Annotated in this window: 15 protein-coding genes; 10 read left to right on the forward strand and 5 right to left on the reverse strand. The window is 51.4% G+C overall.

Annotation, left to right across the window (positions count from 1 at the left end):
• Positions 1–37: 37 nt before the first annotated feature.
• The 4 genes from infA to trxB form a co-directional block, all read right to left on the reverse strand.
• Positions 38–256 (reverse strand): translation initiation factor IF-1, encoded by a 219-nt coding sequence (gene infA, locus LC073_RS10135; protein WP_010130378.1) that lies wholly within the window; start codon positions 254–256, stop codon positions 38–40.
• Between the two features lie 127 nt (positions 257–383).
• Positions 384–1,103 (reverse strand): arginyltransferase, encoded by a 720-nt coding sequence (locus tag LC073_RS10140; RefSeq protein WP_226646651.1) that lies wholly within the window; start codon positions 1,101–1,103, stop codon positions 384–386.
• Complete coding sequence (gene aat / locus LC073_RS10145; protein WP_226646653.1) at positions 1,096–1,815, reverse strand: leucyl/phenylalanyl-tRNA--protein transferase; 720 nt, start codon at positions 1,813–1,815, stop codon at positions 1,096–1,098. The genes LC073_RS10140 and aat overlap by 8 nt, the downstream gene beginning before the upstream one ends.
• A gap of 69 nt (positions 1,816–1,884) precedes the next feature.
• A complete protein-coding gene (gene trxB / locus LC073_RS10150; RefSeq protein ID WP_226646655.1) occupies positions 1,885–2,826 on the reverse strand; it encodes a thioredoxin-disulfide reductase in 942 nt (313 codons plus the stop codon).
• A gap of 422 nt (positions 2,827–3,248) precedes the next feature.
• Here trxB and LC073_RS10155 point away from each other — a divergent pair, with 422 nt between their 5' ends.
• From LC073_RS10155 to LC073_RS10190, 8 genes are all read left to right on the forward strand, one after another.
• Positions 3,249–4,286, forward strand: coding sequence for a class I SAM-dependent methyltransferase (locus LC073_RS10155; RefSeq protein ID WP_226646656.1), 1,038 nt, complete (start codon positions 3,249–3,251; stop codon positions 4,284–4,286).
• 164 nt (positions 4,287–4,450) lie between these two features.
• On the forward strand, positions 4,451–6,793 hold the full coding sequence (locus LC073_RS10160) for a DNA translocase FtsK (protein WP_226646657.1): 2,343 nt from the start codon (positions 4,451–4,453) through the stop codon (positions 6,791–6,793).
• 85 nt (positions 6,794–6,878) lie between these two features.
• Positions 6,879–7,490, forward strand: coding sequence for an outer membrane lipoprotein chaperone LolA (gene lolA / locus LC073_RS10165; protein ID WP_226646658.1), 612 nt, complete (start codon positions 6,879–6,881; stop codon positions 7,488–7,490).
• Positions 7,483–8,826 (forward strand): replication-associated recombination protein A, encoded by a 1,344-nt coding sequence (locus LC073_RS10170; RefSeq protein WP_226646659.1) that lies wholly within the window; start codon positions 7,483–7,485, stop codon positions 8,824–8,826. The genes lolA and LC073_RS10170 overlap by 8 nt, the downstream gene beginning before the upstream one ends.
• Positions 8,827–8,870: 44 nt before the next feature.
• Entirely contained in the window at positions 8,871–9,245 is a 375-nt protein-coding gene (crcB, locus tag LC073_RS10175; protein WP_226646660.1) for a fluoride efflux transporter CrcB, read from the forward strand.
• A 55-nt stretch (positions 9,246–9,300) separates the two neighbouring features.
• Positions 9,301–10,584 carry a serine--tRNA ligase gene (gene serS, locus LC073_RS10180; RefSeq protein ID WP_226646662.1) on the forward strand — a complete coding sequence of 428 codons (1,284 nt, stop codon included), beginning with the start codon at positions 9,301–9,303 and terminating at the stop codon, positions 10,582–10,584.
• Positions 10,585–10,675: 91 nt separating this feature from the next.
• Positions 10,676–12,061, forward strand: a complete 1,386-nt coding sequence (gene cysG / locus LC073_RS10185) for a siroheme synthase CysG (protein ID WP_226646665.1) — start codon at positions 10,676–10,678, stop codon at positions 12,059–12,061.
• A 100-nt stretch (positions 12,062–12,161) separates the two neighbouring features.
• Positions 12,162–12,425 (forward strand): hypothetical protein, encoded by a 264-nt coding sequence (locus LC073_RS10190; protein ID WP_226646667.1) that lies wholly within the window; start codon positions 12,162–12,164, stop codon positions 12,423–12,425.
• Between the two features lie 129 nt (positions 12,426–12,554).
• Here LC073_RS10190 and LC073_RS10195 read toward each other — a convergent pair whose 3' ends face one another.
• Complete coding sequence (locus LC073_RS10195; RefSeq protein ID WP_226646669.1) at positions 12,555–14,855, reverse strand: penicillin acylase family protein; 2,301 nt, start codon at positions 14,853–14,855, stop codon at positions 12,555–12,557.
• A 367-nt stretch (positions 14,856–15,222) separates the two neighbouring features.
• On the opposite strand from LC073_RS10195, the gene LC073_RS10200 reads away from it, so the two are divergent.
• On the forward strand, positions 15,223–17,775 hold the full coding sequence (locus LC073_RS10200) for a TonB-dependent receptor (protein ID WP_226646671.1): 2,553 nt from the start codon (positions 15,223–15,225) through the stop codon (positions 17,773–17,775).
• 188 nt (positions 17,776–17,963) lie between these two features.
• On the forward strand, positions 17,964–19,247 hold the full coding sequence (egtB, locus tag LC073_RS10205) for an ergothioneine biosynthesis protein EgtB (RefSeq protein ID WP_226646673.1): 1,284 nt from the start codon (positions 17,964–17,966) through the stop codon (positions 19,245–19,247).
• The last annotated feature ends 1 nt before the right edge of the window (position 19,248 follow it).

Genomic DNA, 19,248 nt, shown 5'->3' on the forward strand with positions numbered 1-19,248 from the left:
CTGCAAATCGCCTTGGGGCTTTTGCTTGGCGAGCGAATTAACGGGCGCGGTACGTAATGCGGCCTTTGCTCAGGTCATAGGGAGTAAGCTCTACTTTGACCTTATCGCCAGTGAGGATGCGAATGTAGTTTTTACGCATTTTTCCTGAGATGTGCGCAATGACCACGTGTCCGTTTTCCAGCTTTACGCGGAAAGTGGTATTTGGCAGGGTGTCGATCACCTCGCCTTCCATTTCAATATAATCGTCTTTTGCCATGCGGCAGCAACCTTCAAATAAACTTGATCAGACCTGTACCCCGGAGGCAATCTTGCCTAGCCGCGGCTCGACGGGCGAGCATTTTGCACGAAAAGGGGGAATAGAGCAAAGGGCGCGTGCAATTGGGCTAGAGAGATTTCAAGCTCCAGCGGTTCTCAGTGAGCATTTCAATCGGCTTGAACTGGCTTTTGTAGGCCATTTTGTGGCACTTCTCAATCCAATAGCCCAAATAGAGATTGGGGAGGCCAAGTCGCCTGGCCCATTCAATCTGATAGAGAATGCAATAGCTGCCGAGGCTGCGTTTGTCCTCATCCGGGTCGAAGAAAGTATAGATGGCCGACAGGCCTGCAGTAAGGAGGTCAGTAACCGCTACTGCCACCAGACGACCCCGTGCGCGCAGCTCAAAATAGCGAGTGGCCCCCCAGGCTGGGCTCAAAAAGCTGCGATATTGCTCGCGACTGGGAGGGTACATTTCACCGTCGGCGTGGCGTTGTTCGATATAGCGGGCGTACAGCTCGTAGTGTTCGTCCGTGTCGATGGATTCAATATGGAAGATATCCAGGTCCCTATTGCGCTTCCAGCAGCGTCGCTGGTTGCGATCTGGCACAAAAAGGCCGACTGGCACACGGGCGGGTACACAGGCTCTGCAGGCGGCGCATTGTGGACGATAGAGGTAGGCTCCACTGCGGCGAAAGCCCAGCTCTGAGAGCCGGTTGTAAAGACGTTGGTCTACCTCTGTCTGCGGGTCTACAAATACCGTTGTCGCCTCCCTGTCCGGCAGGTAGCCGCATGGGTGGGGCAAGGTTGCCAATAGGCGGACCGAGTCGAGCTGAGAGTATTTACCCATAAGTCCACGAAAGTTTCCAAGGCTGCGGGAAGGCGGGTTGTGCCAGGCCGCATTCCAGCAAGTGTTCGAAGTCCCTGCGACATAATTCAACGGCCCCAAGACTGCTTAGGTGGGGGTTACCTACCTGGCAGTCGACTAGAGGGCAGCCCCACAATTCTAATTGGCGAATGAGGTGGACAAAAGCGACTTTGGAAGCATCTGTCTCCCGGTGAAACATTGACTCACCAAAAAATACCCGCCCAATGGCTATGCCATAAAGCCCGCCTACCAACTGTCCGTCGCGCCATACTTCGACTGAGTGGGCATGGCCCAGGTGAAACATATCGACATAGGCCTCAATCATCTCATCGGTAATCCAGGTGCCATCTTCAGAGGCTCTAGGGGCACGGCAGCCTTCGATCACTTGTTCGAAGGCCTGGTCAAATGTGACCGAGAATATACCTCGGCGCAGCACTTTACGCAGACTGCGGCCTACACGAAATTCACTGGGTATCACTACACAGCGTGGCGAGGGGGACCACCAAAGGACGGGCTGGTCATCAGAAAACCAGGGAAAGATACCGCGTTCATATGCCGCTAACAGCCAGTCAGGGGTCAGGTCTCCGCCTGCTGCGAGGAGCCCATTGGGATCGTCGAGCGCTGTCTGGGTGGGAGGGAAATCGATATGGTTATGGTCGAGCCACATCAGGCGGCTTTGGGTATTCCTTGCCACAAAATGATACCTGTCCTGGGCCTGAAGAGGTCCGGGTACCTTATGGATACCCGGGGAGGGAAGCGCTTATCAGGCGTCGAGGAAGCGCTCAGCATCCAGAGCCGCCATACAGCCGGTTCCGGCGGAAGTGACTGCCTGGCGGTAGATATGATCAGACACATCGCCAGCTGCAAACACACCGGGCACAGATGTCTGGGTAGCGTTACCCTCCAGGCCACTCTGCACGATGATATAGCCGTTGTTCATTTCCAGCTGATCCTTAAAAATATCGGTATTGGGCTTGTGGCCAATCGCGATAAACACACCGGAGACTTCCAGCTCCTTGGTGGAGTCGTCCTGTGTGCTGCGAATGCGCAGACCGGTTACACCGCTGTCATTCCCAAGAATCTCGTCGAGGGTATGGTGAAAGCAAAGTTTGATATTGCCACTTTCCACCTTAGCCATCAGGCGATCCTGCAGAATCTTTTCCGCGCGAAGTTCGTCGCGGCGGTGAATCAGTGTGACTTCGCTGGCGATGTTAGACAGGTATAAGGCCTCTTCAACAGCGGTGTTACCGCCACCGACTACCGCCACTTTTTGATCGCGATAGAAGAAACCATCACAGGTAGCGCAGGCACTGACGCCGCGGCCCTGGAAGGCTTCCTCGGATGGCAGGCCCAGGTACTGAGCAGAGGCGCCAGTGGCAATGATCAGCGCGTCGCAGGTATAGGTTTCATTGCCCTTCAGGGTAAACGGGCGATTGTTCAGATCTACAGATTCGATGTGGTCGAAAATAATCTGAGTGTCGAAGCGCTCAGCGTGTTGCTGCATTTGCACCATCAGATCGGGACCTTGTAGGTCGGCGATACCACCGGGCCAGTTTTCAACTTCTGTGGTAGTGGTCAGCTGTCCGCCCTGTTGCATGCCGGTGATCACTACGGGGTTCAAATTCGCGCGGGCTGCGTAGATGGCTGCTGTGTAGCCTGCAGGACCTGAACCGAGAATAATCAGTCGATGATGATTGTTGCTCATGAAACTCTCTTTAAACCTGTCTGTGTGCAAAGTTTACCCAGTGAACTGGGGGTCCACCTAGTTGGCCATATTTTGATCAGCCAAAGCTATTAGATTGGCCGTTATGATAGGCGATAGTGACAATTCGACGAAATAGTTTGCCTCAATTTACGCCATTGGGAAGTGCTATCTAGGCTGCCCCGGTATTTTTTTGGCTGCCCGAGTGGGGTTTTACTTTCCAGAAAAGACATCAAATTATCCACATAATTCATTGTTTTTATTGAAAAAAATCAACTTTATTTTTAGCTGTTCCATGTGAACTGGAGGTGTTGGTGTTTATAAAGTAATTGTATTTAGCCAAAAGAGGGCTCGGAGGAAGTGTTTTCATCCTTTTGGTAAATTGCCAAGTGTTGGATGGATGACTACGGCCAAAGGGCGAAGTCATGAGGCAAGGTAGAAAAATTGTACCGTTAAACCTGAGCAACGACCTGGTTGGCCACCCAACGTTTACTTTTAGTCTCAGTAATGAAGCGCAGGTATTTGTCTCAGAAATTCTGGATGACACTTTTTCTTTGAGGTTATCCATTGATCTGGGGCCCGATGGTAGCCACATCGCGAGTTTGCATGGCCCCCCCGATCTAGTGGAATTGTTTGCATCTCTAAAACTGCAGGTCAGGTGCGAGATTGTGGCAGATGGGTACAATGTCCTTACTCAGGATGCTATTGACGCCTTCGTAGTTTCACCGGAATCGAAAGCAAAGTTGCTCGAAGCGTTGGATCTCAGGGAGGGTGACAAGGTACTGGATTTGATGAGTGGGAATGGGGCAGTCAGCCAGTTGCTACTGGAGTATGCCGATGAAAAAGCAATGGAAATTGCCCTCAGCCTGTGCGATACCCACTATTCACAACTCAAGCGCATTGACCCCAATGTGCGAGAGAGAGTGGTCGATGTCACTGTGGGTGATGCGAGGGCTCTGCCTTACGAGAGGGAATCTTTTGATACGGTGGTGCTCAAAATGGGGCTGCATGAAGTGCCCCAGTTGGATCAGCCATTGGTGATGAGGGAAGTATTCCGGGTCTTGAGGAAGGGGGGGCGCTTTATTATTTGGCAATTGCTGCCAGCCTCCGGTGTGATGCAGGATGTGTTTACCGATATTGTACGGAAATCCAGCATGTTGGCCCGCTGCGAGTCCCAGGCTTTCAATCGCTACTTCCCAAGACAGGACCAATTAGCCTGGCTTTTTAAGGGCGCTGGGTTTAACGAATGTGAGGAGATTTTTCGGGCTGAGTTTGCCTACAGCACTCAGGCAAGGCTGAGTGCTGAGTTAGGTGGAGACAGCAGCAAACTGGAAATACTGAATCGCTTTGCTCGCGACAGGGCTCCCCAAGAGGTGCGAGACTCAATGTTTTGGCGGGATACAGGCGAGGATATCTCTCTAAAAGTCCCGGCTTGTATTTATCGCACATACAAACCATCGTAAATCTAAGATAATTAAGCCATCGATAAAATCGCTTTGAAAGCGATTCCCATTGAGTAGTAAATTTCAGGTTGTGAGATAAGCCTGCTGCTACAGGGACAACAACTAAGAACAAAGTAACTACAAAGTAACTAAAAAGTAACAACAAAGATTATTGAGGTAAGCCATTGAAGGCCGAGAGCGCAACCGAAGAAAATTCCGCGAAGAGCGGTGTATTGCCGGATTCACTCGTTGCCCGTTTGGTTCGCGAGGGTGCTTTGATCAGTCTGCTAGCGGGTGCACTGCTATTGGCGATCAGCCTACTGAGTTACGATTCCCAGGATCCGGGTTGGTCCCATACCGGCCAGTTAGGAAAAGTGCACAACGCCATTGGTCCAGCCGGAGCCTGGCTTGCCGATGTGTGTCTTTCGCTGTTGGGTTGGATGGCCTACCTGTTCCCCCTGTTGATCGGCTTACGTGCCTATAAAATCTTGCGCGATCGCAATGCGCGTTTTCATGCTCCACTACTTGCACTAAGAGTCTTTGGTCTGACACTTCTGTTAGTCAGTGGCGCCTCTCTGGCGACACTCTGTTTTTCCCCTGCGGACAATCCACTGCCTTTTACTAATGGCGGAATTATTGGTGAAGCGCTGTCGAGTTCCCTGGAAGGTAGCCTCGGATATGTTGGCGCGACAATTTTATTGCTGGCGATTTTCGCTATTGGCACCACCGTGTTTACCGGCCTTTCCTGGCTCAAGCTGGTGGAGTCCATTGGACGAAATGTGTTGGGGCTTATTGCCTGGTTGGCCAGTTATTACAAGCAGTGGCGTCAAAAACGCACTGAGCAGCGGGTGGCGCGAGAAGCCATAGTAGTACGCAAAGCCGCCGTGGAAGAAGAGAAACAGCGCACAGCAAAACGCATTCCTCCGAAGATCGAAGCGACGGTGCCGAAGCCGAAGCAGAGCCCTCGGGCGGCAAAAGAAAAGCAGGGTGAGCTATTCAAGGGAGGACCTGTTACTGGAACCTTGCCACCTCTGGGACTTCTCGATCCCTCCGATCAGAATAAGAAGCCGGGTTTTTCCCGGGAGTCCCTCGAAGCTCTGTCGCGTTTGCTGGAGTTGAAGCTCAAGGATTTTGGTGTGATAGCCGAGGTTGTATCGGTATTGCCTGGCCCCGTGGTTACCCGCTTTGAGATCCAGCCGGCGCCGGGGGTCAAGGTGAGTAAAATCTCAAACCTGGCCAAGGACCTTGCCAGATCCCTGGCGGTAATCAGTGTCCGTGTAGTGGAGGTGATCCCGGGTAAATCGGTGGTGGGTATTGAGATTCCCAACGAGAATCGGCAGATGGTACGCCTCAGTGAGGTGCTTTCCGCCGATGTCTATGAAAATGCCAAGTCACCCCTGACTCTGGCGCTCGGTCACGATATTTCCGGTCAGCCGGTAGTGGCAGATCTTGCTAAAATGCCCCATCTACTGGTAGCTGGTACCACCGGTTCCGGTAAATCTGTAGGCATCAATGTGATGTTGCTCAGCCTGCTGTACAAGTCCACACCTGAAGAAGTCCGCCTGATTTTGGTGGACCCGAAGATGTTGGAGTTATCGGTGTACGAGGGTATCCCCCATCTGCTCACGCCGGTGATCACCGATATGAACGACGCGGCCAATGGTTTGCGCTGGTGCGTTGGGGAAATGGAGCGTCGTTATAAATTAATGGCGGCGATGGGAGTGCGCAACCTGGCGGGCTTTAATCGCAAGATAAAAGAGGCTGAGGAGGCTGGTGAGCCGATTCTGGATCCTATTTGGGAACCAGATCCGGCCTCCAGAGTTCCGGCGGAAGAGCAAACCGCTCCAGCGCTGAAAGCACTGCCCGCTATCGTGGTTGTTATCGATGAATTTGCCGACATGATGATGATTGTTGGCAAGAAGGTTGAGCAACTGATTGCCCGTATCGCACAGAAAGCCCGTGCTGCAGGTATTCATCTGCTGTTAGCTACCCAGCGGCCCTCGGTGGATGTAATTACCGGGTTGATTAAGGCCAACGTGCCAACCCGTATTGGTTTTCAGGTCTCCTCCAAAGTGGATTCCCGCACGATTCTTGACCAAGGTGGTGCCGAGCAGCTGCTCGGTCACGGCGATATGCTCTACCTGCCCCCGGGCAGCGGTGTACCAGTGCGGGTTCACGGTGCTTTCGTTGACGATCACGAAGTGCATAAAGTCGTAGCAGACTGGACTCGTCGGGGTGAGCCCGAATACATCGACGGTATTGTCGATGACAGCAATAACAGTATTCCGGTACCCGGGTTACAGTCCGAGGGCAGTGATGAAGATGATCCCGAGTCGGATGCTCTTTACGATGAAGCGGTTGCTTTCGTCACCAAATCGCGCAAGGCGTCTATCTCCTCTGTGCAGCGCCAGCTCCGCATCGGCTACAATCGCGCGGCGCGTATGATCGATGCTATGGAGGCTGCCGGAGTTGTGTCGCCCGCTGGGCATAATGGCAATCGTGAAGTCTTGGTTCCGCCCTCCGCCTAAGAGGAATCGATACCAATTGCAGTTAAGCTACGGTTCACTTCCCGCTAGCTAATCTTTAGGGAAATCAACACACTGGAACTCAATGATGAAGAATATTCTACGCAACTTGCTGGTGGTATTGACGGTTGTGGCCAGTGCAGCCTGGGCCGATGCCACTGAAGATCTCGGCAAACTACTGCAACCACTGACTTCTCTTTCTGGAAACTTTAAGCAGACTTTGATTGATGAGCGCGGCAAGGTTTCGCAAAAAAGTAACGGCAGCTTTTCTGTGCAGCGGCCGGGCAAGTTACGCTGGAAAACGGGCGAGCCTTATGCCCAATTATTGGTGACTAATAATAAAACTTTATGGCTCTATGATCCGGATCTTGAGCAAGTCACCATACGTCCGGTGGATGAGCGCATGAAAGAAACCCCAGCGCTGTTACTCGGTGGCAAGGTTGAGGATATTCGTAAATCTTTCGATGTGACCTTAAAAGACGGCGTTTACCAGCTGGTGCCAAAGAATCCAAAGGCGCCGTTTAAGTCAATGGAAATTCGCTTCGCTAAAGATGGTCTGCCGTCCGCTATGAAAGTACGCGACAGCATGGGGCAGACAACCGAGATCGCCTTCAGCGGTATGAAAGCCAATCCCAAACTTTCTGAGTCCCTCTTTAATTTCAAGCCACCCGCTGGTACAGACATAATCAAAGATGAGTGACCTGTTTCAAACTCCACCGACGCACCAACCACTGGCCGCGAGAATGCGGCCCGATTCCCTGGCCCACTATGTGGGCCAATCACATTTATTGGGGAAGGGAAAGCCTCTGCGGGAGGCGGTTGAGCGTGGCCAGTTGCACTCGATGATCCTGTGGGGGCCGCCGGGCGTCGGCAAGACCACATTTGCCCGGCTGTTGGCGGCAGAGTGTGATGCGCACTTCGCCACTCTTTCTGCAGTGTTGGCGGGAGTGAAGGATATTCGGCAGGCAGTTGCTGAAGCCGAACAACGGCGAATACAGTCAGGCCGTAACACCATTCTTTTTGTCGACGAAGTACACCGTTTCAACAAAGCGCAGCAAGATGCTTTTCTTCCTTATGTGGAAGAGGGCACTGTGACTTTTGTTGGTGCCACTACTGAAAACCCAGCCTTTGAGCTGAACAATGCGCTCCTGTCCCGTTGCCGGGTTTATCTACTGCGCAGTATTCCCGTAGAAGATTTGCTCGGGCTACTGCAGTATGCGCTGCAGACGGATGATCAACTACGCGAGCGAAGTGTTCATGTGCCAGAAAATGTTTTGGGCAAGATTGCCCGCGCGGCCGATGGCGATGCACGCAGCGCCTTGAACTTGCTCGAAGTCGCTTGCGACCTGGCCAGGGAAGAGGGCGGTAAACTTCTGGTCGATGAAGACGTACTTAGCGAAGTACTTAGCGCCGATGTGCGCCGATTCGACAAGGGCGGTGATTATTTTTACGACCAGATTTCTGCCATGCATAAATCTGTGCGTGGCTCAGATCCCGATGCTGCACTGTATTGGTTTGTGCGCATGCTCGATGGCGGTTGCGATCCCTTGTATATCGCCCGCCGGGTAGTGCGTATGGCCAGTGAAGATATTGGTAATGCCGATCCACGCGCGTTGCAGCTGGCTCTGAATGCCTGGGATGTCCAGGAGCGTCTCGGTAGCCCGGAGGGAGAACTGGCTATTGCTCAGGCAGTTACTTATCTTGCAGTCGCGGCTAAAAGCAACGCAGTTTATAGTGCTTATAATCGCGCAGTGGCTGATGTGCGCCGGGAACCCAGTTACGAAGTCCCCATTCATTTGCGCAATGCCCCCACTAAGTTGGCGAAGAGCCTGTCTCACGGTGCTGAGTACCGCTATGCCCACAATGAGCCTGATGCTTTCGCGGCAGGAGAGAACTACTTCCCCGAAGAGATTGCAGACAGGCAGTATTACCAGCCGGTACCCCGCGGGCTGGAACTAAAGATTTCTGAAAAGTTACAGGTGCTGCGACGCCTTAACAGTGAAAGTGCCGAGCAGCGCTATAAAAACAAACCATAGCGTTAGGCAAAAGAGCAAGTCGAAAAGATTAGAAGGAAAAATCTATGCAGTGGCTGGCCATCGCCATAGGTGGTGCCTTGGGGGCAATACTTCGTCACCAGATTACTGTCTGGAGCTACCCGGTATTCAACGGGAAATTTCCACTTGGTACATTGATAGTGAACGTGCTGGGATCATTCCTTATCGGTATTGCTTACATATTGATCACTCACAGGGCAATGCTCGGGGAGGAGTGGCGTCTGCTGATTATGACAGGTCTGTTCGGTGCATTGACTACCTTTTCCACTTTCTCCCTAGAGAGCCTGATACTGTGGCACAATGGCCAGCCTTTGATGGCTCTTGGCTATATTGCCGGCAGTCTCATTTGCTGTCTGGCGGCTACGGGAGCCGCGGTCGCCCTGGCGACGCGTTATTTTTAACCAATATTTACTTTAATTTTGTTGTAGGAGCCTGATTACAGGCGAACTGGAAACGATGCTCGATCCCAAACTGATTCGCACGGATATGGACCAAGTGGCCGCGGCCCTGAAAAAACGCGGCGTGGAACTGGATACTGCCAAACTGGAAGCCCTCGAGGAGCGCCGTAAAGAGCTGCAGGTGCGCACCGAGAGTTTGCAAAACGAGCGCAATAGCAAATCGAAAAATATCGGGCGGGCCAAGGCTGCCGGAGAAGATATTGCTCCTCTGCTTAAAGAAGTCGAGTCCCTCGGGGGCGAGCTGCAAAATGCCAAGCAGGCGCTATCGGAGTTACAGGAAGAGTTGGATGCGATTCTGTCCGCGATTCCCAACGTACCAGATGCTTCTGTCCCCGAAGGCGAGAGCGAAGATGATAACGTGGAGGTACGTCGCTGGGGGCAGACGCGTACTTTTGATTTTGAAGTTAAAGACCATGTGGATCTGGGCTCTCAGCTCGGCGGTCTCGATTTCGAGATGGCGGTAAAACTCACTGGGTCGCGCTTTGCGGTGATGTCCGGTGAGGTGGCTCGCCTGCATCGCGCCCTTGCCCAATTTATGCTCGACACGCATATCGAAGAGCATGGCTATAAAGAGACCAATGTACCGGTGATCGTCAACAGTGACTCCCTGTACGGAACCTCCCAGTTACCAAAGTTTGAGGAAGACCTGTTCAAGCTCACCGATGAGCGCGGCTTTTACATGATTCCTACCGCGGAAGTGCCGCTGACCAATATGTATCGCGATCATATTGTCGAGGACAGTGACACCCTGCCGCACAAACTCGTAGCACACACAACCTGCTTCCGCTCCGAAGCCGGTTCACACGGTCGTGACACCCGCGGCATGATTCGTCAACACCAGTTTGAGAAAGTAGAGCTGGTATGGGCAGCACGCCCGGATCAGTCCGAAGAGGCGTTGGAGACTCTTACCCAAAATGCTGAGGCGATCCTGCAAAAGCTGAATTTGCCTTATCGCACCGTAGTGTTGTGTGGTGGTGATATCGGATTCGCCGCGCGCAAGACTTACGATATCGAAGTCTGGATTCCCTCTCAGGACAAGTACCGCGAAATCTCTTCTTGTTCCCTGATTGGCGATTTCCAGGCCCGCCGTATGAAGGCGCGCTGGCGCAACCCGGAGACTGGTAAGCCTGAGTTGTTGCACACACTAAACGGCTCCGGTTTGGCAGTAGGGCGCACCCTGATCGCGGTGCTGGAAAACTATCAGCGCGAGGATGGCAGTATCGAGGTGCCCGAAGTGCTGCGCCCCTATATGCGCGGCCAGGAGGTTATCTCCGCTGCCTAAATGCGGTGATTTAAAAGGGCGAACATTATGTTCGCCCTTTTTTCTTTGCTGGGTAGAATACAACCCACCGGCCTGTTTGATGGATTAATCCGTGCGTTATCTCCCGCTTGCATTCGATATAAAAGATCGCCCCAGCCTGATTGTTGGAGGCGGTTCTATTGCCACACGCAAGGCCCGTCTACTGCAAAAGGCGGGGGCTCGAATACTGGTGGTATCTCCGGATATCACAGAAGAGCTAAACCAGTTAGTGATCGAATCCAAAGGAAAGTGGCATCGGGTAACCTATTCTGCTGAGTATCTGGATCTGGCCGAGTTGGTGATCGCTGCAACGAATTGTCCTGAGGTCAATGGCTGTGTTTCCAGAGATGCGCAGAAGCGCCGCTTGCCGGTGAATGCTGTAGATGCCCCGGAGCTTTGTACCTTTACCTTTCCGGCGATTGTCGAACGCGGCGATCTCTCTATCGGAATCAGTAGTGGTGGGGCGGCCCCAGTTCTGGCTCGCCGTATTCGAGCCCAGCTTGAGGCACTGCTTTCGCCGGGGCTCGCTTCACTGGTGGATTTTGCTTCACGAATGCGCTCTCGTGTGAAAGATGCATTGCCGGAAACCCGGCGTAAGAATTTTTGGGAGTGGGTCTTTGCCGGACCTGTAGCCCGCCAGGTAGAGGCGGGTCAACTGGTGGATGCAGAGAAGGAGTTCTTAAGTGCTTTGCAGGACTGGCAGGGGAGTCCAAATCCGCCAGGGGAGGTCTACCTGGTTGGAGGTGGGCCGGGAGATCCAGACTTATTGACCTTTCGCGCACTGCGCTTAATGCAGCAGGCTGACGTAGTGCTCTACGACCGGCTGGTTTCTCCTGAGGTTTTGGACCTGGTGCGCAGAGATGCCGAGCGGATCTATGTCGGCAAAAGAAAGGCGTTTCATGCGGTGCCGCAAGACGATATCAATCAGCTATTGGTTGATTTGGCCAAGCAGGGTAAGAAAGTGCTGCGTCTGAAAGGTGGAGACCCCTTTATTTTTGGGCGTGGTGGAGAGGAAATCGACAAACTGGCTGACGCTTCGATTCCTTTTCAAGTGGTACCGGGAATAACCGCTGCAGCCGGATGTGCTAGTTATGCGGGCATTCCATTAACCCATCGGGATCATGCTCAATCTGTGCGATTTATTACCGGTCACCTCAAGGAGGGAAGCCTCGACCTGCCATGGAAAGAACTGGCTTCCGGCAGTCAGACACTGGTTTTCTACATGGGGTTAACAGGGCTGGAAAAAATTTGTGCAGAGCTTGTTCATCATGGTTTGCCGCAAAGTACACCTGCGGCGCTGATTGAAAAAGGCACTACCCAGGCACAAAGGGTAATAGTTGGTGACCTCAGCACTTTACCCACTCTTGCACATGAAAAAGCTGTGCGGGCGCCTACGCTCACCATTATCGGTGGTGTTGTCAGCTTGCATGAGAAATTGAGCTGGTATCAACCGGGCTAATACCCACAATTTTTGATTGGCCTTCAGCTTCTGGTGTTGGCACTGAACCTACCCTGACAGAAACTATACTGAAAAGGTCTTTCCGTCAGGTATAAGTGCCATGCTGCTGGCGATTATTCGCTTTTATTGCACCAATTTTGTGCGATTCTTTCTCCCGCAACAACCGGAGCTTCCGCAGAATGGCCCATTGGATTGTGATACCCGCCGCTGTAGCAATGAGTATCGTCAAAAGAAGGGGCTGGTGCGCTGGCTGTGGACCGGGGTTTCTCTGGTTATGCTGTGTTTTCCGCTTTTACCGTTAGTACTTGGCCTAACTTTTTTTACCGCTTTCTTATCCTTCGCAATTTTGGATGAAACTGCCTGATACTTTTTTATTCATCCAGCAATTCAGCCTTTGAGCTAAAGTGACATAACCTTGTGTCGTAGTGGGTGTAAGAATGCAGCTAGCCGCTAAGGCTAACGAATCAGATTTTCTAGTCTGGCCATTTATTAGTTATTGCAGTTTGAGCCGATAACGACTTTCTCCCTCTTTCAACGGAGAGGGATTTCCTTTTACCCAGTCGACATGGCCTTTACCGAAAAATGGGGACAGCGGGTGGCTGCTTTGCCCTGTAGCCATATGGAAAATACCGTGCTCCTCCCGCCCAGGTGACATAACCATTCGCTCTGAGGCGCCGTGAGTTGGGGATTGAAAACGGGGCATATGGGTATCCCCAGGCAGTTGGTCCTCGGGCATTGCGGTAAACCAATCTATGATCGAGACAGCTTTCGCTAGTGGGTGCCGGATCGAAACCGTGTTTTGTTCCCCCCAGGTTTGCTGTAACAGGGGTAATCCGCTTACCGACATCTTTTCCAGTACTTGATCAAGGGCGGCTAATTTAAGGGCTGTCCAGGATTCAAAGTCGGGGTTGAGCAAGTGTTGAGGCTCTTCTTGCGCGAGCGTCCAGATCGGATACTCGAATTGGCGTTTTAATTGACCGAAAGAAAAGTTGGGCTGAGACTTGCGCATAAAGGTAAGGATGGGGGCGGTGCTCAACTCCATGAACTTAAGGCGATAGTTTCGAACAATACGATATCCAACCGAATCGGGGCTGGCGCGTCCCCCCCAGTCCCGTACTAATTGGTAAGCCTCGCTGTAACCTTCCCGGTCTTGTAGGAATTCTGCCAGGTGCTGTTGCCAGCGCTGAAGAAAAATGGCGCGATCATCCAGTTGAATATCCAACAGTAACTGTTCATCAAACTGTTGACGGGCGAGTAGGTTATCGCGAATTTGCTGTTGGCGGGCTCCAAGGGCATAGCCGTGATCGCCCATAATTTTTAGCCAGTTACCACCTACGGTTCGGGCGTTAGCACTCCACAGGCGATGATTGGCAGGGTTGTAAATTCGCGGCTGTTCTTCCTTGGTGAGATAGCCATCCCAGTAGGTCTTACCTTCGGCCCAACTTACCGAGCGACTGCCATCAAAGCCAAATCGCCTGGGGATAGGCCCGGCGATTGTCCAGCCAATATTGCCTTCCCGATCGCCTACAAGAAAATTCTGGTGAGGTATGCCGATTGCCGGGCCCAGGTTTAATGCTTTCCTGGTGGTGGTAACAGACTCCATCTGTAATAAGTTCATATTGCCAGCGGGGATATCGTGGGCAACCCAACGATAGGCGAGAGGGATTCCACGGTGGTCTTTTCCGATAACAGGTCCCCAAATAGTTTTTTTCACTATGAGCGTTTCATCAGGGGCGCCTTTTACTTTGATAATTTCCTGTTCGGTAGCGAGATCCCGCCAGCCATCTGGGGTCAGGTATTGGGTGGCATCTGGGTTTAATACCAGTGGAATAAGGTCACCCCAATCTGCCCCGGTATTGGTGAAGCCCCAGACTACTGCGCCATTGCTTCCGGCGACTACGATTGGACCTCCGGGCAGGGTCACCCCACGAATAACCCTGTTGGTTCCGGGAATGTTCCAACCCGCGCGAAACCAGATATTGGGTACACTCAGCCCCAGATGCATATCGTTCGCGAGGATGGCGCCACCGTGTTCGGTTAATGCCCCACCAACAACCCAGTTGTTACTGCCATAAACTTTGTCATCGCTTTCCATAGCCTGGTAGGTAATAGGATCAGTTTTACCCAATAAAGAAGAGATAGGCGTTTCTGGAATGGTATTAACAGGTTCCTCATCGCCAACTAGCGGAGCATCCCAGATACCTCCGGCAGGGAAGTAGAATGCATAGAGGTCTTGCGGTAAGAGATCAGCGAGAGCGGTATCGCGCCTTTCGAATTTTCCCTCTTCACTTTGTAGTGTTAAGTACATGCTAAAGGTGGTCAGCAGGCTGTCGGCGGCATTCCAGGGCCTGGGTTCCTGCCCTAAAAGTAAATACTCCCAGGGCTTACTGCCAAGATGAAGCAGGCCGAAGTTTACCCCGCGTACATAGTGATCGAGTAGTTGACGCTGTGCCTCGGGCATTGCCTCAATATTTCTCTCGGCCCGCTTGCGAAACTGATGCCTGCGCACCTTTTTATCTTTTGGCAGCGCTGCAGGACCTACCAATTCAGATAGCTCTCCAGCAGATCTTCTCCGTAATAGGTCCATCTGGAAGAAGCGTTCCTGGGCATGTAAAAAACCTAAAGCAAAGGCGGAGCTATTGCGGTCAGGTGACTGGATCAAAACCACACCCTGTTCATCCCGGTGAATGAGTGCGGGTTCAGACAGTTGCCCGGTGACGATAATACCTTCGAGCTGGGGCAGGCTCTGTCTCCACCAGCCCCAGGCTGTAAGCAGGAGGATAGTAATGAACATCATAATTGCAATGTTTAAATACATTGTGCGGTTTTTTAAAAAAGACGAACTTAAATAAGACGAACGCACCATAGTTTTTTCCGTGCAGCGGTTACTTAAATTAATGTCCATTAAATCGTGTCTGTTTTGTCACGTTAAATAAGCCAGTTACCAGAGAACACACGTTGGTAACTTTTAGTGACGGTAATAACTTGCTTTTTGCGCCTTTGAACCTGTCTTTTCGCGCAATCCTTCACAAAACTGACCAGTCAAAAGAAAAAGGTCATATCGGGGTTTTAAAACCAAAAACGCAATCGTAAGATGGCGTGGAATAACAAAAATAATAAACCAGAACATCACGCTGTATAACAATAAATGCGAGGACGCGATGATGCACGATGTTGGTAACACCGTAAAAAACCGTCAATTTAATCTCTCCATCCTCTCTGGTGCTATAGCCTTCCTCACCGCTGTGAGTGCTGGTGTTCAAGCCGCTGAAATCGAGGAAGTCGTGGTTACAGCACAGAAGCGCGCGGAAAACTTGCAGGAAGTACCCATCGCGATTTCTGCATTTACCGGGGACAATATAAAAGAGTCCGGTGTCAAAAATCTGACGGACCTGGGGCGGTATACGCCAGGCGTTGAAATGCACAACGACACCGCCTTGCAGCCAACCTATAGCATTCGCGGTATTCAAACCAACGATTGGACTGTGGGGTCTGATCCAGCTGTTGCCGTCTATGTGGACGGCGTTTATACCGGCCGCGGTGCTGGTGCCGAAATTCCCCTGACAGATATAGAAAGGGTAGAAGTCCTTAAAGGTCCGCAGGGTACGCTCTTTGGGCGCAATGCCACTGGTGGGGCCATTCATATTATTACCACTAAGCCCCAGGCTGATAACTCGGTTGAGCTAAATCTCACCGCTGGAAATTATGGGCGCCAGTCATCTGATCTGCTTCTCAACCGCCAGCTCACCGATAATCTATATGCCCGTTTCTCGGCATCCACTAACCGTCGCGATCCCTTTGCGGATAACTTAGCGGGTGGTTTCTCGGTAGGAGACCAGGATACCCAGACCTACCGGGCATCGGTTTTATGGGAGCCCGCAGAGGATACCGAGGTGTTATGGCGTGCTGACTATGGCGTTATGGACCAAGGCAGCGCTTTGCGTACAACCATCGTGCCAAGCTTGAAAGGGGAGACGGATGTATTTGGGGATTTCGCTCTGGATACGCCCACGATTGAAGACAGAGATTCTTTCGGTACCTCCCTGACTGTAAGTAAAGATTTCGATAATTTGACCTTCACCTCGATTACCGCTTATCGAAAATTTGATGCGCACTTGCAGCAGGATGAAGATGGCACCGCCAACCCAGACCATATGTTTGGGTCGGCCAATATCGATGACCAGAGCCAGTTCTCGCAGGAATTCCGCCTTAATGGCGCCACCGATACGATTAAATGGACTCTGGGAGCCTCATATTCCCAAGAAAAGCTGGATCACACTACTTACGCCTATTTCACTACCGGCTCTGTTGAATCCTTTGCTGTTTATGAAGGGGTTAAAGCGCTCTATCCAGATCTGACTCAGACCCAGCAGGAGGACTTGGCGGTTATTAATCGGCAGTATTATGAGTCGATGGGGCTAGAGGGCGCCGCTAGTGCGACTTTTGTCTACGACCTGATGTTGCAAAGTGGGCAGGTGGATGAGTTGTTATTTGCCTTGGGAGCGCCAGACTATGTCACTGGCAGTATGCTGAATGCGGAACAAGTAGTAGGGCAGATGATGGCGGGCTTCCAGCCCTGGATAGCCTCTGATGCCCCCTGGAACGAGAATGTCCGCAACACCGGTGATTACCGCTCCACTGCTATTTATGGTGATATGACCTGGAGCATCACCGATAAGATGGATCTGACGGTGGGCGCTCGTTACACCTACGATAAGAAAGATTTCACTATCCAAACCGCCTATGGCAACAGCATTCCCCTGTCACTATCAGGTGGAGAGGTTGATCTGCTCGATGAAAAAGGCAATAAGATTGGCAGTATAGAGTTACCAGCAATTGACTTGGGCTCACAGCTTTTCGGAATCGCTTTCTACAACAATGGTCAAGCGGAGCTTAATTCCAAGCTGAGCGATAGTTGGAGTGATATTTCCGGTCGCATCGTGCTCGACTATCGCTGGACTGACGAGATGATGACCTATATCTCCCTGGCGGATGGTTTTAAAGCCGGTGGATTTAACAGTCTTAACTTTGGTCCGGGCGTTGAGTCGTCTTTCGATCAGGAAGATGTGGTCAACCTGGAAGTGGGGCTGAAGAGCAGCCTGTTCGACAACCGCGTACGTCTGAATGCATCCGTCTACACCTATGAATATAAAAACTTACAGGAGTTGGACCTAGTTGGTTATCCAATTCCCAGCTACAACCTGAGAAATGCTGATGCGGAAGGTACCGGTGCCGAGATTGAAGTGCAGTGGGCCGCTACTGATAGCCTATTTATTGCTGGTAACTACTCCTACCTGGACACCGAATTCACGGACTACCAGATAATAACGGCTATTGGCGAAACCGAGGAGGACTCGAAGGTTGGTCAGGCCAGGGTTTCTACCCCTGAGAGCAAGATCAATCTCATGGCAGAGTATACCTTTGACTTGGCTTCCGGCGGGGAACTCGTATTCCGGGGAGATTACAACTGGACTGATGAGCGGATCGGCTCTATCACCGATAGAACCCGCATAGTGGATGATTATCAACTATTTAACTTGCGAGCAGCCTGGAATAGTGACTCAGATAACTATTCGGTAGCCCTTTGGGTGCAGAACTTAACTGATGAAGAAATCGCCGGTGGTTACGGCGGTACCGGCGCTGCCATCGGGGCTAGCCCGGCATGGCGCTTTATGCCAAGGATGTATGGTGCAGATTTCACTGCGCGATTTTAATTCGTTTTTCATGTCAGCATGACGAGAGTGTGGGCCGGTTTTCCGGCCCTTTTTTTTGAGCGGTTTCTTCTTTAAGAAATAAAGTGGCGTGGATTAGATCATGTAGTTCTGCAGGCTCATAGGAATACACCTAAAACTGCGTATGATGATTTCAATAGAACTGAATTCTATCGTAGTTGATTATTGATATGACAATATTCGTAGGTGAAGCTTCCCTGGAAGAGTTTCAGCAGGAGGTTCTTTCAACTTATCAAAGGGTGCGGGGGGAGACAGAATGTCTTGCTGCGCCTCTGTCCGCAGAGGATATGCAGCTGCAGTCAATGCCCGATGCCAGTCCAACCAAGTGGCACTTGGCGCATACCAGCTGGTTTTTTGAAACATTTATACTCGCTCAGTACCTACCCAAATACCAACTCTTTGACCCACAATTCCACCACCTCTTTAATTCTTATTACAACAGCTTGGGCACACCCTATTCCAGGCCACAACGGGGCTTTATATCCCGCCCAGGAATTGAGTGTATCTACGCCTATCGACAATTTGTAGATACAGCCATTGAGCAGCTACTCAATGACCACCCTTTTACCTCAAGCATTAATGGGCTATTAGACCTCGGTATCAATCACGAGCAGCAACACCAGGAATTACTGCTGACGGATATCAAGCACGCACTTTCGATGAATCCAATGGCTCCCGCCTATAGTGACAGTGTTCCCGAAGATGAAGCAGAGAACGTCGCTGTACTGAGCTGGCTGGAAATTCCCGGTGGGTTTTATAGTATCGGCACTGATGGAGAGGATTTCTTTTTTGATAATGAGGGGCCCGCACATCAACAGTTTCTGCCTGATTTTTCCATAGCTTCACGTCTAGTAAGTAATGCCGAATACCTTGAATTTATTGAAGATGGCGGCTATCAACAGCATCGGCTTTGGTTATCTGATGGCTGGTCACTGGTGCAAAAGCACACCCAAAAACACCCTTTATATTGGCGTAAAACTGAGAATGGTTGGCAGCAATATACTTTACACGGTTTGCAGCCGATTAATGGTTTTGAACCTGTGCATCACCTGTCTTTTTATGAGGCGGATGCATTTGCAACCTGGGCCGGTAACAGATTACCCACTGAGTTTGAGTGGGAGGCGGCTGCCTGCCATCTACGTCAATTAAATCAGCTTGCCAGTGCCAATCTGCTGGAGAAGCGTTATTTGAAGCCTTTGGCTGCGCAAAATGGTCAAACCCAATTTCTAGGAGATCTGTGGGAATGGACTTCTAGTGCCTATTTGCCATACCACGGTTTCAAAGCTCACAAGGACGCGGTTGGTGAATACAATGGCAAGTTTATGTGTAACCAGAAAGTCTTGCGTGGTGGTTCTTGCTTAACCCCATCTGACCATATCAGGATCAGTTACAGAAATTTCTTTTACCCACATCAAGCGTGGCAATTTACCGGTATCCGATTGGCAGGAGATTAAA

This window comes from Microbulbifer variabilis, assembly GCF_020524905.1.
Lineage (GTDB): Bacteria > Pseudomonadota > Gammaproteobacteria > Pseudomonadales > Cellvibrionaceae > Microbulbifer > Microbulbifer variabilis_A.